Below are 14,183 nucleotides of genomic sequence, written 5' to 3'. Positions count from 1 at the left end.
GGGAGCGACTCCTAGGCTCCCTCAGATGACCGGACTTCTTGCACAGGCCGAATCGGCGACCGACGCGGTCAACGCGTTGCTGGAAGTCAGTCGCGTCAACGAAGTGTGCGGCCCCGAGCCCAGTTGGGTCTGCGAGCGCATCTACGACTGGACGGGCAGCGAGGGCTTCGCGTCGGCCTCGGTGTGGATCGTGGACAAGCCGCTCACGGTGCTGATCATCCTGCTGCTGGCCGTCATCGCCCGGCGAGTCGTGCGCCGCGCCATCGATCACATGGTGGAGCGCATCGCGTCGGACAAGCAGCACGCCGAGGAGGACGAGGCCGCCCGCACCGCCGAAGAGGGCCGAACCTGGGACCCCGAGCGGCTCGCCGAGAAGATGAAGCAGCTGCGTGAGCGCACCGAGCGCGCCAGCCAGCGGGCCACGACGCTGGGCACGCTGTTCAAGAGCATCGCCACCACCATCATCTGGGCCGTTGCGCTCATGATGCTGCTCGGCGAATTCGACGTGAATCTCGGGCCGCTCATCGCAGGCGCCGGCATCATCGGTGTCGCCGTCGGCTTCGGCGCGCAGTCGATTGTGCGCGACTTGCTGACCGGTGTGTTCATGCTGATCGAGGATCAGTACGGCGTCGGCGACGTGGTCGATCTCGGCGATGCGGTCGGCACGGTGGAGTCGGTCGGGCTGCGCACCACACGCCTGCGCGACATCGCCGGCACGGTCTGGCATGTGCCCAACGGCGCCATCGCCCGGGTGGGCAACATGTCGCAGCTGTGGGCCCGGGTGCCGCTCGACCTCGACGTGGCCTACGACACCGACCTCGATGAGGCCATGGCGATCATCAAGCGAGTCGCGGACGAGGTATGGCAGGAGCAAGGCGAGAGCACCACAGTGCTCGAAGAACCCACCCTCTCGGGAGTGCAGGCCTTCGGTGCCGATGCCGTCACCATCCGGGTCATGCTCAAAACCGAACCATCCGAGCAGTGGGCAACGGCGCGCCTGATGCGCAGGCGCATCAAGGCCGCATTCGACGAGGCCGGCATCGAGATCCCGTTCCCGCAGCGGACGGTCTGGGTGCGCAGCGGCGAGCCCGATGGCGAGAGCGGCGAGCGGCGTGTCAGCGCTTTCGAGACCGTGGCGTCGCCGATGGAGGCCGAAGACCCCGACACCGACGGCGCCGACAGCGACCTGTAGCTGCTGCGGCGATTCAGGCGTCGGCCGGCGCGAGCGTCACGCTGACTTCGGGGTGAGCCAGCGAGCCATCCGCCACGAACGTCAGGCTCTCGATGCGTCCGGCATCGATCAGGTCGGCGCGCGTCTGCTCCAGCGTGGCGATGTGCGCGTCCGCGGCACCCACCGTCACCTGCTCTGCGGGCACGCGAAGGCTGCGCCTGGCCTCGGTCTTGGCCCGGCGAACCTCGCTGAGCACCGATGCAGTGAGCTCGAAAGCGCCCGAGGGATGGTCGGGAACGAGCGCGTCGATCTCTCCTGCATCGGGCCACGTCGACTGGTGCACTGAACCGCCTCGCCACCACGACCAGATCTCCTCGGTGACGAAGGGCAGGAACGGCGCGAACAGTCGCAGCAGCACGTCGAGCGCCGTCGTGAGGGTGAGATGCGCGTCAGCCGCTGCCTCGTCGCCCTGCCCGCCATAGGCCCGGCCCTTGGCCAATTCCACGTAGTCGTCGGTGAATCGCCAGAAGAACTGTTCCGACCGTTCGAGCGCGCGCGCGTAGTCGAAGTTCTCGAAGGCGTCAGTAGCGGCTCGCACCAGCCCGGCGAGTTCAGCCAGCAGCGCTGCATCCAGTGCGTTGCGCACCGGGCCGGCACGACCGTCTGGACCGACGCCTGTGGCCGCCCCGGGACTCGCTCCGCCGGTCAGTGTCAGAGCGAACTTCGCTGCGTTCAGCAGCTTGATCGCCAGCCGGCGCCCGATCTTCATCTGCCCTTCGTCGAAGGCCGTGTCGGTGCCGGGACGGCCGTTGGCGGCCCAGTAGCGCACGGCATCGGCCCCGTAGGTGTCGAGCAGGTCGACCGGGGTCACCACGTTGCCCTTGGACTTGGACATCTTCTTGCGGTCCGGGTCGAGGATCCAGCCCGACAGGGCACAGTGATGCCAGGGGGCACAGCCATGCCCGAGATGGCTCCGTACCGCCGTCGAGAACAGCCAGGTCCGGATGATGTCATGGCCCTGGGGGCGCATGTCCATCGGGTAGGTGCGTTCCCACAGGTCGGGGTCCTCGCTCCAGCCGCAGGCGATCTGCGGCGTCAGCGATGACGTGGCCCACGTGTCCATCACGTCGTGATCGCCGATGAAACCGCCCGGCTTGCCCCGCTGCGACTCGTCGTAGCCGGCCGGCACGCCGCTGGACGGGTCGACCGGCAGCACGCTGCCGTCGGGCACCAGCGGCTGTTCCCAGATCGGCTCGCCGGCGTCGTCGAGCGGGTACCACAGCGGAATCGGCACCCCGAAGTAGCGCTGGCGGCTGATCAGCCAGTCGCCGCTCAGGCCCTCGATCCAATTCGTGTACCGGCCCTGCATGTACGGCGGGTGCCAGGTCATCTCCGAGCCGCGGGCGATGAGCGCGTCGCGCAGCTCGGCGTCGCGCCCGCCGTTGCGGATGTACCACTGGCGGCTCGACACGATCTCCAGCGGCCGGTCGCCCTTCTCGAAGAACTTCACGGCATGGGTGATCTGTCGGGGCTCGCCAATGAGATCGCCGGCGTCTCGCAGCAACTCGACCGTTGCGGTGCGAGCGCCTCCCACCGTCCGGCCGGCCAGGTGCTCATACGCCTCGCGGCCCGCGGCTCCGTCGATGCCGTGCGGCGGGTCGGGGGTGATGCGGCCCCGGCGGTCCACGATGGCGCGCACGGGTAAGTCCAGCTCGCGCCACCACGTCACGTCGGTGGTGTCGCCGAATGTGCAGATCATGGCGATGCCGGTGCCCTTGTCGGGCTCGGCCAGCTTGTGCGCCACCACCGGCACTTCCACGCCGAACAGCGGGGTCATCACCGTCGAACCGAATAGCGGCTGGTAGCGCTCGTCGTCGGGGTGGGCCACGAGCGCCACGCATGCGGCCAGCAACTCCGGTCGAGTGGTCTCGATCTCGACGCTGTCGTTGCGTGATCCTTCCGAGCCGCTGCGGTGGAATGCAATGCGGTGGTAGGCGCCGGGGCGCTCGCGGTCTTCGAGCTCGGCCTGGGCCACAGCAGTGCCGAAGGTGACATCCCACAGCGAGGGCGCTTCGATCTGGTACGCCTCGCCGCGTTCGAGATTCCCCAGAAATGCGCGCTGTGCGATCCGCTGGCAGCGCTCGTCGATGGTGGCGTAGGTCATCGACCAGTCCACGCTCAGCCCGAGCTGGCGCCACAAGGCCTCGAAGGCGTGCTCGTCTTCGGCGGTGAGCACGTGGCACAGCTCGATGAAGTTCCGGCGCGAGATCGCCAGCTCGCCGCGGGCTTCCACTGCCTTGGCATCGCCGCCGTCAGCAGGCGGCTCGAAGTTCCCGTCGTAGGGCAGCGAGGGGTCGCAGCGCACCCCGAAGTAGTTCTGGACGCGCCGCTCGGTGGGCAGGCCGTTGTCGTCCCAGCCCATCGGGTAGAAGACCTCGTAGCCGGCCATGCGCCGGTAGCGGGCGATGTTGTCGGTGTGGGTGTAGCTGAACACGTGCCCCATGTGCAGCGAACCGCTCACGGTCGGCGGCGGGGTGTCAATGCTGAATACCTGCTCGCGGGTGGCGGTGCGATCGAAGCGGTACACGCCGTCGGCTTCCCAGCACTGCGACCACTTCGCCTCGAGCCCGTCGACGGTGGGCTTGTCGGGCACCTGCGTCATGCGCCGCAAAGCTACCGGCGCGCTGCGCCAGAGGCCGATCCCGAGCACCCGTCAGATGCGAAGTGCTTCGCCAATGTATCCGGGGCTGTCATGAAACTGTCACAAAAAAGCAATGAAACAGATTAGTGTGTGCGGTGGTTGCCGCCTGCGGGGGCGGTCGGCAACTTCAGCCGTACTGCCGACCAAAGGGGGTCGATTGGCATGATGGCGACAATTCTGACGCTGATCATCCTGGGCATGGTGTTCCAGGGTGCGATGGTGGTCGTGGACAGCGTCCTCGACACGGTCAAGGTGAACGACACCTTGAAGTCGATTCCGATTATCGGAGGCAATCTGAACCTGATCTGGGCGTACCTGTTCGTGCTGATCTCTCAGATCAACGGTGCGAACGATGTGCTCAATCTGGGATTCGGAACGAACATGGAAATGCTGTCGCTGGGCCGCTTTGGCATGGACGTAGCGACTGCCATAGTTCTCGTTGCCTTCATCCCGGTTCGAGACGCTGCAATCAGCGCCTTGAAGAAGGGCATTGGCGGCCGCGGCGACTGATCAATCCGGCAGCACGATGACGCCCTGGTCGAGCAGCGCGTCGATCTCGCCGCCGCCGTAGCCCAGCTCGCTGAGAATCTCGAGCGCGTGCTCGCCCAGCCGCGGGGCATGGCGGCGCAGCCGAGTCGGCGTCGCTGAGTAGACCACCGGATCGGCCACATAGCGGTACGCGCCTTCGGTGGGATGTTCCGAGATGCTGACGAGGCCCACGGCGGCGAGCTGAGGATCCGCGTCAAGGTCTGCCAAGTCCATGACTCTCGCGGCCGGGATCGAGTGGGTATCGCAGTAGGCGATCCACTCGTCGGTGGTGCGACGCACCGAGAGCTCCCCGAACAGTGCGTACAGCTCGTCGATGTGAGCGATCCGCGAGTTGTGGTCGGCGAAGCGCGGATCATCAGCCAGCTCAGGTTGCTCGACGAACGCGAAGAAGGCTCGGTACTGCGCGTCGTTGTAGGGCAGCAGGCACACCCAGCCGTCGGCTGTGGGGTAGGGCCGCCGGTGCGGCGTGAGCAGCCGGTCATAACCGAACGGTCCCTCGGGCGGTTCGAACACGGCGCCGCGGTAGTGCTCCACCAGGTTGAAGGCCACCATCGTCTCGAACATGGGCACTTCGATGGCCTGGGCCACGCCGGTCCGTTCCCGATGGAACAGGGCCGCGAGCACGGCCTCCACCACATGCAGCCCGGTGACCTTGTCCGCGATCACCGACGGGACGAAGCCGGGCTCGCCTGCGATGCGGCCGATCAGGTTCGACAGGCCGGACGCGGCTTGGATGGCGTCGTCGTATGCCGCTTTGTCGCGGTATGGGCCCCCGCTGCCGTAGCCGTTCGCACGGCAGCAGATGAGCTGCGGATGCTGTGCTCGCAGGGAGTCGGCGTCGAGGCCGAGGCGTTCGAGTGCCGCGGCCCGCATGTTGGTGATCAGCACGTCGGAGCTCGCAAGCAGCCGCTGCATGGCTGCACGCCCGGCGTCGGACTTGAGGTCGAGCGCGAGCGAGCGCTTGTTGCGCTGGATGTTGAGGCTGAAGCCGGACATGCCGGCAGACCGGGCAGGCAGGCCGTTGCGCGTCGAGTCTCCGTCGAGCGATTCCACCCTGATCACGTCGGCGCCGTGATCTCCCAGCATCCGGCACGCCATGGGCCCCATGAGCACGGTGGTGAGATCGACCACACGTACGCCGTCGAGGGCTCCGGCCGCTTCGTTGGCGGCCGCGGCGGCAGTGCCTGCAGTGTCTGACATCAAGAGCCTCTTCTACTCAGTCGATCCGGCGGCAGCCGCTTGGCGCTCCTCGCGCTCGGCGGCCTTGATGCCGTGGCTCATGATGATGGTGGGCGCGAGCAGCATCGAGCCCACCACGAGCGCCACAGCGATCAGCGTGCTGAGCAGCGGCGTGTACCCCCAGCGGATGCCGATGACGCCGCAGATGAGCGACGCGGCATAGAGGCCGTACCCGGTCCGTTGCCCCAGGCTGGTGATCCGCTTCAGCCGGGCTCGCCGAGCGAGAACGTCGTCCACGGTCCCATTATCTCGGCACGCTGCGGCGTTCAGGCTCCGAAGAGATGGGGATCGTGGCTCTCCGTTGGCTCGTCGCCCGAGACCCGGTCGGGTGTCCCGGTCGGATAGGTGCTTGGCTCATCGGCCTGCGGGTCATGGGGCCACGGAGCGGGGGCCGGCCACGGTGCCGGCTCGACCCGCGACGCCCAGGCCGGTTCGCTGGGTACGGGCACCGGGATGGGTTCGGCCGGAGCAGCGACGGGTGCTGGCGCCTCGTGGGTTGCGGCTGCAGCTTCGCCGACGAACGGGGGATGCTCCAAAGTCGTGCGCTGCCCTGCCGGCCTCAGCACGACCGAAGTGTCGTCGTAGTCGTCGAAGTCGCTGTACGCCACCGCCGCCAGTCGTTGCAGATCCCGGGCGCCGGGCCACATCAGCCGGAATCCGACATTCGCCAAGCCGGCCGCGGTCACCAGGTCGCCGAGTGTGATGACGTCTCTCAGCGGCGCGAGCGGGATCGCACTGCCCAGCCAGGCAGCGATCGTCGCGTCGTCCGACCACCGGCGTGCCGCACCGAGCAGCACCCGGTCGATCCCGTCGAAATCAATGATGCCCGCGGCCACGACGGCACCTTCGCTCACCGGCACGTAACCGTTCACGAGGAGCACGCCGAGATTCGCAGCCATGCCGATTGCGGCGACGCTCGCGCCAGCGATGTGCCGGTTGAGCAGGCACCCGGCGAGCAGCAGCGCCAGCGAGATGCCGAGGGCGAACCGACCGGCGAGCATGTTGGTGTCGAGCCCGACGGCAAGCGACAGGACAGCTCCGAGCACCAGCACCGGCCAGTGGTGGATTCGCACCCCTCGAAGCCTGCTGAGAATCTCGGCCGGCGTGCGGCCGGTCACAAGAGCAACGGCAAAGCCGACGCCGAATCCGATGAGGGTCACGAGCGCGATGAAGGACACCGCGTTCCGAAGATACCGAGTGGCGCGCGAGCGTTCGGGGATGTGACAGCAGGCGGCCCTGTAGCTTTGCGCCGGCCCTACGCCCCGGGTCCGTGGAGGAGAGACGACGTGCTGGACGTTCGAGCTGAGTTGACTGCGACCGTGTGGAAGGTGGTCGCCGAGGTGGGCACCGCCGTCGCCGCCGGCGACGATTTGCTCATCCTCGAGTCCATGAAGATGGAGATCCCGGTCACTGCACCAGAAGGCGGCACGCTCGCGGAGATGCGTGTGGCCGAAGGCGACTCCGTCGCCGAAGGCGATGTGCTTGCGGTGGTCGCCACGTCCTGAACAGACGCTCGGCCGTAGCCTTGACGTTCCGTGGGCGCTGCCGTTGCCTTCGAGGGCGTCGTTGCCCTGCTGGACCGCTTTCCCGCACTGGCGGGCGTGGATCTCAGCGTGCAAACCGGCGAGATGGTGTGCCTGAGAGGACCCAACGGAGCAGGCAAGAGCACGTTGCTCCGGGCCTGTGCGGGGCTCGTGCCCGTGCGGGGCGAGCGCGCCGAGGTGCTGGGCTTTGACCTGAGGGCGCAACGTCGCTCAGTGCGGCCTCATGTGGGATTGCTGGGGCATCGGTCACCCCTGTACGGCGATCTGCGGGTCGACGATCAGTTGCGCCACAGCGCTGACGTGCACCGCGCCGGCCCGGGCGAGGTTTCGGCTGCGATCGAGCGCTTTGCACTCGGCGGCCGTCTCGGCGAGGTTGCCATTCGACGGCTGTCGGAAGGTCAGCAACGACGGGTGGCGCTGGCGTGCCTGACCATTGCACGCCCGCGGCTGTGGCTGCTCGATGAGCCCCATGCCGGGCTTGACACCGTGAGCCGCGACGCGCTCGATGACCTGCTGGCCGATGCCGTCGAGGCAGGCGCCACCGTGATGTTCGCAACGCATGAGACCGGCCGCACTCGCGTTGCGGCCGCTCGCCAAGTGATGCTGGCCGGCGGCCGCGTCGACCCGACTGCACCCGTGCCACCGACGACTGGCCCGACCGATGTGGCGTGAGATCTGGCTCGTCTGCCGCAAGGACCTGGTCATCGAGTGGCGAGCTCGCGTCACCCTCATCCAGATCGTCCCGACCGTGCTGCTGGTGCTGGTCGTTTTCGCATTCGCCCTCGACGCGAACCCCTCCTTGCTGGGTGCAGGGGCGGGCGGCCTGTTCTGGGTGGCAGTGCTTTTTGGGGCCGTGCTCGGGGCGAAGCGCAGCTTCGACATCGAAGCCGAAGGCGGGAACCTCGACGCTTTGCGTCTGGGTGGGCTCGTGCCAGCGGCCATTCTCTGGGGCAAGGCTGCGGCGCTGGCCCTGCAGCTCGTGCTGGTCGGCGTTTTCGCTGCTGCGGGCCTGCTGGTGCTCTACTCGGTGACGGTCCACGACTGGCTGCTGATCGTGGTCGCAGGACTGTGCGGCATGGCTGCATTCGCCATCTGCGGAACGCTGTACGGGGCGATGACGGTAGGTCTGCGGTCCGCAGATACCCTGCTCCCGCTGCTGCTGATCCCGGTGGCAGCACCGGTGCTCTTGGCCGGAACCCGGGCGTTCGATGTGGCGCTCGGGACCAGCGCCGACCAAGGCTGGAGCTGGACAGCACTGCTCGCAGTGGTGCTCGTCACCTATATCGCAGTGGGCTGGGCCGCAGCCGGCCCTCTGCTGGAAGACGCCTGAATCACCCGATGATCGAGACCCCTGAGCCCGACCTTCGCCAGCAGGCGCAGCGAGCCGCTTCCCTGTCGATGACCGGCAGCGTCGCCACCCGGGTGCTGGGCGTGGTCGCGATCGCCGCTGTGGGCGTGATGGCGCTGCTGGCGCTGTGGATCTCACCCGCCGATGCGGTTCAGGGCGACGCAGTGCGGCTCATGTACGTCCACGTGCCCTCCATCTGGGTGGCCTATGGCGGCTTCGTGCTGACCGCATTCGCCAGCGCTCGGGTGCTGTGGCGCACTCGCAGCGGCACCGGCGGCACCCACGGCGTCATCGCCGATCGGCAGGCTCGGCGGTGGGACCGCGTCGCCGGCGCGGCTGCCGAACTTGGAGTGCTGTTCACGGCCCTCACGCTGGTGACGGGTTCGCTCTGGGGAAAGGTGACCTGGGGCACCTACTGGCAGTGGGACGCCAGGCTCACCACGACCGTGCTGCTGTTCGTGACCTACTTGGGGTACCTGGCGCTGCGCCGGCTCCCGGCCGAGTCGCGTGCCCGGGCCCGCAGGTCGGCGGTGATGGCGCTCATCGCGGTCGTCAACCTGCCGATCGTGCATTACTCGGTGGACTGGTGGCGCACGCTGCATCAAGAGGCCAGCCTGAACCTCGAGCCTGGCGGCGACCGCAACATCACTGGCGAGATGTACTGGACGCTCCTGTATTCCTGGGCCACCTTCACGGTGGTGGCGCTGTGGATCGGCATTCACCGCTACCGGGTGCTGCGCCTCGAGGAACTCGCCGAGGAGGCATCGCTGGAAGAACTTCTCGCCCAGCGTCGTGACGAGCAGGCGGCGGGCCTGTGACGCACGCGGCGAACGTGTTCTCGGGTTACGTGCTCGCAGCGGCGGCAACCGCCGCCTATGTCCTGTGGGTCATCCGCCGCGGACGCACGCTCGGCCGGGACTTGGGGATCGGTGCGGGAGGCCCCGTTTCCGACGGCGGCGACGAGTCCCGTCCCTATGACTGACCTCAGCCCGCGGCACCCGCTGGAGGCGCCGGATGATCGCGCGGCGGCGCGCCGGCAGATGGGTCGCCGGCGCAAGGTCGTGATCGGCGCCTTCGTGCTGTTGCTGCTCATTGCTGGCGGGGCGGCCACGGTTGCCGGCCTGCGCAACGCCACGCTGTTCTTCCGCAATGCCGACGAGGCCATCGCAGAGCGGGTCGAGCTGGGCGACCGGCGCTTTCGCCTGCAGGGACGGGTGGTGCCCGCTTCGGTGGACGTCGACGGCGGCGTGACCACGTTCGAAGTGATTCACGACTGCGCATCGGTTGCGGTGCGCCACTCGGTCGATCCTCCGGACCTGTTCGAGTCGCCGTGGATACCGGTGGTGCTGGAAGGGCGCTGGGTGCCAGGAGACGTGGTGACGGTTGCCGGCCGCGATACGCACTTCTTCTCGAGCGACAACATGCTCGTGAAGCACACCAACGAGTACGTGGCGGCGAACGAAGGCCGTCTGCCCGACCCGAACGAGGCTCCCGAGGGCTTCTTGGACGACTGTCCCTTTGAGGTGCCCCGGCTGTGATTGCCGTGCTGGGCACGCTTGGCGTGGCCATCGGCCTCGTCAGCGCGCTCGGCGGGGCTGCAACGCTCGTCGCCGCCAGGGTGCTGGGGCAGCCCGAGCGGTGCCGCCAGGCGCTGGCGTGGATCGCGGCCATGGCCGGCGGCTGCGCGCTGGCCGTGGGAGCGATGGAGTTTGCCCTGCTCAGCGACGACTTCTCGCTCGCGTACGTGGCGCGCAACTCCACCATCGCCACGCCGCTCATCTACAAGATCGCCACGCTCTGGGGCGCGCTCGAAGGATCCATCCTGCTGTGGGCGCTGGTGCTGTGCGGCTATGTGGGCGCCGCGGCATGGCGCTTCCGCGCCCGGACATCAGAACCGACGGTTGCCTGGGCGCTTGCGGTGATGCTGGGCGTGTGCATCTTCTTCTTCGCCCTGCTCGCTGGTCCGGCGAACCCGTTCGGCACGCTCGCCGATCCTCCTGCGGACGGCGGCGGCCTGAATCCGCTGCTGCGCAACCACCCGCTGATGGCGATTCACCCCGTGATGCTGTACCTGGGGTACGTCGGGTTCACCGTGCCGTTCGGGTTCGCGGTCGCCGCGCTCATCACCGGCCAGTTCGACAGCCGCTGGCTGGCCGATACCCGCCGCTGGACGCTGGTGGCGTGGGGCAGCCTGGGCGCAGGGATCATGCTGGGCGCCTGGTGGTCCTACGAGGTGTTGGGCTGGGGCGGCTACTGGGCGTGGGATCCCGTCGAGAACGCCTCGCTGCTGCCGTGGCTGACCGCGACTGCCTTCGTGCATTCGCTGATCACCCAGCAGCGCCGCCAGATGCTGCGCGTGTGGAACCTGTCGCTGCTCATCGTGACGTTCGCGTTGACCATCTTCGGCACGTTCCTCACGCGCTCGGGCGTGCTCGAATCGGTGCACGAGTTCAGCGAGTCGTCGCTGGGGCCCATCTTGCTGGCGTTCTTTGCGGTGATCGTGGTGAGCGGGGTGGTGCTGGTGGCCTGGCGCGGCGAGGCGCTGCGAAACCCGGCCAGCCTGGGGTCGATCTGGTCCCGGGAAGGGTCGTTCCTCGGCAACAACCTGCTCTTCGCCGTCGCAGCATTCGTGGTGATGCTCGGCACGGTGTTCCCGCTCCTGGCCGAGGCGGTCGCGTCCGAGCGCTTGGCGGTGGGGCGGCCCTATTTCGACCGGATGCTCGCACCGGTCGGCATCGCATTGCTCGGCCTCATGGCACTGTCGCCGGCGCTCAACTGGCGCGACACGCCGGCTGAGCTTCGCTCGAAGCGGCTCGTGTGGCCTGCAGGGGCAGGAGCGCTGACCATGGTGCTGTCGGTATGGGCCGGAGCACACGGTCTGTGGCAGGTGCTGGCGCTGGGCATGGGCGGTTTCGTCATCGGCAGCGCGGCGCGGCTGCTGTGGCTGGGCGTGCGGCGCAATGGCTGGCGCGGACTGCTGGGACGCACCGGCGGCGGAATGATCGCCCACATCGGGGTCGCCGTGATCGCCTTCGGGTTCATCGCGTCGAGCGCATACGGATCTGAAGGCGAGTTCACGCTGTCGCCGGGGGAGTCCGGCGTGGTCGCGGGCCACCAAGTCACCTACTTGGGGCTCACCGATGAAATAGAGAATGGCAACCGGGTCGTGCGGGTGCGAGTGGACGTCGAAGATCGGGGCATCTTCGAGCCGGCCGTGACGCGTTTCGCCGAATTCGGCCAGCCGATCTCGACGCCATCTGTGGCCACGAGCCTGATCGACGATGTGTACCTGTCGCTGGCCACCATCCCCGAAGAAGGAGACAGCGACGTAGCGCTGCGTGTGCTCATCAAACCGCTCGTGGCATGGATGTGGCTGGGCGGTGCCGTGCTCGTGCTGGGCATTGCCGCTGTCCTGGTGCCGACCCGCATCGGCGCACGCGACCGCGTCCCGCGCCGCACTGGCTCAACCGCGGATTCCGTCGGGGCGCGCGAGTCGTGACGCCGCCACCCAACGATGCATCGAGCGTTGAGCCGCAGGCTCCATCCGGCAACAGCAGCGACTCGGGAAGGCGACGGAGCCGCTCGTGGGTACGGGTTGCGGCAGTGCTCGTGGGCTTGGTGGCCGCCGGCCTGATCGCTCTGCTGGCGACTCGGGATTCCGATGGCGGCAGCATTCGCGCCGCGAGCCCGCTCATCGGCGAGTTGGTCCCGCCACTGCGAGGTGAGCTCATCTGGCCGCCCGATTCGTTCCTCGACGCCGGCGGCGCGCGGGCCCTGCCGGGGGTGCGGATCGGTCCCGATGACGTAGCGCGATTCGACATCGACGCCGTGGGCCCGCTGTCGTCGAATCCGCGGTGGGTGCTGGTCAACTTCTTTGCGTCGTGGTGTGTGCCGTGCGACCGCGAACACCCTGCGCTTGCGACGTGGGCGGCTCGCCATTCCCACGATGGCGTCTTGGTTTCCGTGCCGTTCGGCGACCGCACATCCGACGCGATTGCGTTCTACGAACGCCTCGGCGGCGACTGGTCGGTAGTCGACGACCCCGATTCCCGCTGGGCGGTGGAGTTCGGCGTGCTGCGGCCGCCCGAGTCGTTCCTGATCACACCCGACGGCATCGTGGCAGCTCGCTGGCAGGGGCAGATCAGCGCCGACGATCCCGATGCGGTCATTGCCTTGCTGCTGGGCGCCGCGAATGGTGATGCAGCGGCCCCATCATCTCCTGCTCTTGTTCCCGGCTCTGATTGGGCACGGGCTCACGGGCCACCCGGGCCCGGGGCTCAGCCTCTGAGCTCGCCATGAGTGACATCGGGGCGTCTTCGCCGGCTCCGCCGACCCGAGGCGGTCCTGGACTGCGGCGCATCGGCTGGCTTGCCATCGCCGTTGTAGCCGTCATCGCCGCCGTTCTCGCCGCGACATCGTCGCGCCCGCCGGCGACAGAGGCCGAGCGTGCCTACGAGCTCAAGGAAGCGACGCTCTGCCCGGTCTGCGACGGCCAGAGCGTCCTTGAATCGAATGCACCAGCGGCGGCAGCCATGCGCCGGCAGATCGATCTGTGGGTGAGTGCCGGCCGCAGCGATGCCGAGATCAGGGCCGACCTTGCTGCCGCCTACGGCGACGACGTGAATGCGCTGCCGCCGGGGGAGGGGGTGGGCACGCTGGTGTGGGCGCTGCCCGTGGCTGCCTTCGCCGCGGCCGCGGCAGGGCTGTGGGCCGCGACCCGCCGCTGGAAGGCCCGGGCCAGTGCTGTCGACGCTGACGGCAATTTGTCTGACGGCGACGGCGTCGAGGAAGCAGTCGGCGCTGGTGGAAACGGGGCTGACGGCGACGGATCCACCGCAGCGGTTGACCCCAACCCGCCGGGCAGCCGTGACCGCAGATCCGGCTGGCGCAGCGCCACTGTCGTCACAGTCAGCGGACTGGTGCTCGTGGGCGCGGTGGCCGGGGTACTGGTGGCGCGCTCGGCAGGGCTACGCCTGTCGGGCGAGACCCTGACGGGCGACATCGACCGTTCGGCCCGCTCGCTGCTCGTGGATGCACAGCGTCAGTTCGCGGCGAACCAGCTCGATGAGTCCCGCGCCACGCTGGAGGAGATCTTCCGGCTCGATCCCGACCTGCGCGGCGCGCTCGTACTGTCAGCCCGCCTACACCTGCGTCACTGCGAATCGGCGTCATCGCAAGACCCATCCGGCGCAGGTGAGGCAACCGATGCTCCCGCGGCCGGCTGCGATCTGCAGTCGGCCCTCGTGGATCTCGACCGAGTCCTCGCTGACGACCCCAGCGACACCGAGGCACTGGCGTTGCGCGGCTGGCTGCTGGTGCGCATCCCGGACCGCGAGCTCATTGTCGCCGGCATTGCGTCGCTCGACGCCGCCGTGGCGCTCGATCCCGGCGAGTTCGATCCGTGGGTCTTCCGCGGTTACACAGCCCGCTTCATCGAGCGCGACCTCGAAGCTGCCATCGGCTACTACGGCGCCGCGTTGCAACGCAACCCGCCCCCCGCAATGGCCGCCGCCCTCGAAACCGCCATCACAGAAATGCAGGCTGAACTCGAATAGCCGACCGCAGAACCTCCGCTAGGGCGGTCGGTCGAGATGGTGCGATGCGCTGCGGCCGTGGTCGGTTGCGGCAGTA

The 14,183-nt window shown here is 68.3% G+C and carries 15 protein-coding genes; 11 read left to right on the top strand and 4 right to left on the bottom strand.

Annotated features, from left to right (window positions below):
• The first annotated feature begins 25 nt into the window (after positions 1-25).
• Positions 26-1,192, top strand: a complete 1,167-nt coding sequence (locus ACOGI8_RS13750) for a mechanosensitive ion channel family protein (RefSeq protein ID WP_419854357.1) — start codon at positions 26-28, stop codon at positions 1,190-1,192.
• A gap of 13 nt (positions 1,193-1,205) precedes the next feature.
• On the opposite strand, the gene valS is transcribed toward ACOGI8_RS13750, so the two are convergent.
• Entirely contained in the window at positions 1,206-3,833 is a 2,628-nt protein-coding gene (valS, locus tag ACOGI8_RS13745; RefSeq protein ID WP_419854356.1) for a valine--tRNA ligase, read from the bottom strand.
• A 138-nt stretch (positions 3,834-3,971) separates the two neighbouring features.
• Here valS and ACOGI8_RS13740 point away from each other — a divergent pair, with 138 nt between their 5' ends.
• Entirely contained in the window at positions 3,972-4,382 is a 411-nt protein-coding gene (locus ACOGI8_RS13740; protein ID WP_419854355.1) for a hypothetical protein, read from the top strand.
• On the opposite strand, the gene ACOGI8_RS13735 is transcribed toward ACOGI8_RS13740, so the two are convergent.
• Genes ACOGI8_RS13735 through ACOGI8_RS13725 form a run of 3 tightly spaced genes read right to left on the bottom strand, consistent with a single transcriptional unit; the run spans position 4,383 to position 6,838 of the window.
• Entirely contained in the window at positions 4,383-5,621 is a 1,239-nt protein-coding gene (locus ACOGI8_RS13735) for a CaiB/BaiF CoA transferase family protein (RefSeq protein WP_419854354.1), read from the bottom strand. It lies immediately after the preceding gene.
• Positions 5,622-5,633: 12 nt separating this feature from the next.
• The gene (locus ACOGI8_RS13730; protein ID WP_419854353.1) at positions 5,634-5,897 is read right to left on the bottom strand and encodes a hypothetical protein; all 264 of its coding nucleotides are present in this window, start codon (positions 5,895-5,897) and stop codon (positions 5,634-5,636) included.
• A 29-nt stretch (positions 5,898-5,926) separates the two neighbouring features.
• Complete coding sequence (locus ACOGI8_RS13725) at positions 5,927-6,838, bottom strand: DUF5317 family protein (RefSeq protein WP_419854352.1); 912 nt, start codon at positions 6,836-6,838, stop codon at positions 5,927-5,929.
• Between the two features lie 108 nt (positions 6,839-6,946).
• Between ACOGI8_RS13725 and ACOGI8_RS13720 the strand changes: the two genes are divergently transcribed.
• Genes ACOGI8_RS13720 through ACOGI8_RS13680 form a run of 9 tightly spaced genes read left to right on the top strand, consistent with a single transcriptional unit; the run spans position 6,947 to position 14,107 of the window.
• Positions 6,947-7,165: a biotin/lipoyl-binding carrier protein gene (locus tag ACOGI8_RS13720; RefSeq protein WP_419854351.1), complete on the top strand. Its 219-nt coding sequence runs from the start codon at positions 6,947-6,949 to the stop codon at positions 7,163-7,165.
• A 30-nt stretch (positions 7,166-7,195) separates the two neighbouring features.
• Positions 7,196-7,876, top strand: a complete 681-nt coding sequence (locus ACOGI8_RS13715) for an ATP-binding cassette domain-containing protein (RefSeq protein WP_419854350.1) — start codon at positions 7,196-7,198, stop codon at positions 7,874-7,876.
• Positions 7,866-8,534, top strand: coding sequence for a heme exporter protein CcmB (locus ACOGI8_RS13710; RefSeq protein ID WP_419854349.1), 669 nt, complete (start codon positions 7,866-7,868; stop codon positions 8,532-8,534). The genes ACOGI8_RS13715 and ACOGI8_RS13710 overlap by 11 nt, the downstream gene beginning before the upstream one ends.
• An 8-nt stretch (positions 8,535-8,542) precedes the next feature.
• Positions 8,543-9,370, top strand: a complete 828-nt coding sequence (gene ccsA / locus ACOGI8_RS13705; RefSeq protein ID WP_419854348.1) for a cytochrome c biogenesis protein CcsA — start codon at positions 8,543-8,545, stop codon at positions 9,368-9,370.
• The gene (locus ACOGI8_RS13700) at positions 9,367-9,534 is read left to right on the top strand and encodes a hypothetical protein (RefSeq protein ID WP_419854347.1); all 168 of its coding nucleotides are present in this window, start codon (positions 9,367-9,369) and stop codon (positions 9,532-9,534) included. The genes ccsA and ACOGI8_RS13700 overlap by 4 nt, the downstream gene beginning before the upstream one ends.
• The gene (locus tag ACOGI8_RS13695) at positions 9,527-10,090 is read left to right on the top strand and encodes a cytochrome c maturation protein CcmE (RefSeq protein WP_419854346.1); all 564 of its coding nucleotides are present in this window, start codon (positions 9,527-9,529) and stop codon (positions 10,088-10,090) included. The genes ACOGI8_RS13700 and ACOGI8_RS13695 overlap by 8 nt, the downstream gene beginning before the upstream one ends.
• A complete protein-coding gene (locus ACOGI8_RS13690) occupies positions 10,087-12,051 on the top strand; it encodes a heme lyase CcmF/NrfE family subunit (RefSeq protein ID WP_419854345.1) in 1,965 nt (654 codons plus the stop codon). The genes ACOGI8_RS13695 and ACOGI8_RS13690 overlap by 4 nt, the downstream gene beginning before the upstream one ends.
• Positions 12,048-12,851 carry a TlpA family protein disulfide reductase gene (locus tag ACOGI8_RS13685; RefSeq protein WP_419854344.1) on the top strand — a complete coding sequence of 268 codons (804 nt, stop codon included), beginning with the start codon at positions 12,048-12,050 and terminating at the stop codon, positions 12,849-12,851. Before ACOGI8_RS13690 ends, ACOGI8_RS13685 begins: the two co-directional genes overlap by 4 nt.
• On the top strand, positions 12,848-14,107 hold the full coding sequence (locus ACOGI8_RS13680) for a cytochrome c-type biogenesis protein CcmH (RefSeq protein ID WP_419854343.1): 1,260 nt from the start codon (positions 12,848-12,850) through the stop codon (positions 14,105-14,107). Before ACOGI8_RS13685 ends, ACOGI8_RS13680 begins: the two co-directional genes overlap by 4 nt.
• Positions 14,108-14,183: the final 76 nt, after the last annotated feature.

Source organism: Candidatus Poriferisodalis sp. (genome assembly GCF_965204195.1).
GTDB lineage: Bacteria > Actinomycetota > Acidimicrobiia > Acidimicrobiales > Poriferisodalaceae > Poriferisodalis.
This window is presented reverse-complemented; position numbering and strand designations above follow the sequence as displayed.

What these genes read in the sequence shown, in the direction of transcription:
- ACOGI8_RS13750 (WP_419854357.1), top strand. Translation starts at nt 26, where the DNA reads ATGACCGGACTTCTTGCACAGGCCGAATCGGCGACCGACGCGGTCAAC.
- valS (WP_419854356.1), bottom strand. Translation starts at nt 3,833, where the DNA reads ATGACGCAGGTGCCCGACAAGCCCACCGTCGACGGGCTCGAGGCGAAG.
- ACOGI8_RS13735 (WP_419854354.1), bottom strand. Translation starts at nt 5,621, where the DNA reads ATGTCAGACACTGCAGGCACTGCCGCCGCGGCCGCCAACGAAGCGGCC.
- ACOGI8_RS13710 (WP_419854349.1), top strand. Translation starts at nt 7,866, where the DNA reads ATGTGGCGTGAGATCTGGCTCGTCTGCCGCAAGGACCTGGTCATCGAG.
- ccsA (WP_419854348.1), top strand. Translation starts at nt 8,543, where the DNA reads ATGATCGAGACCCCTGAGCCCGACCTTCGCCAGCAGGCGCAGCGAGCC.
- ACOGI8_RS13695 (WP_419854346.1), top strand. Translation starts at nt 9,527, where the DNA reads ATGACTGACCTCAGCCCGCGGCACCCGCTGGAGGCGCCGGATGATCGC.
- ACOGI8_RS13680 (WP_419854343.1), top strand. Translation starts at nt 12,848, where the DNA reads ATGAGTGACATCGGGGCGTCTTCGCCGGCTCCGCCGACCCGAGGCGGT.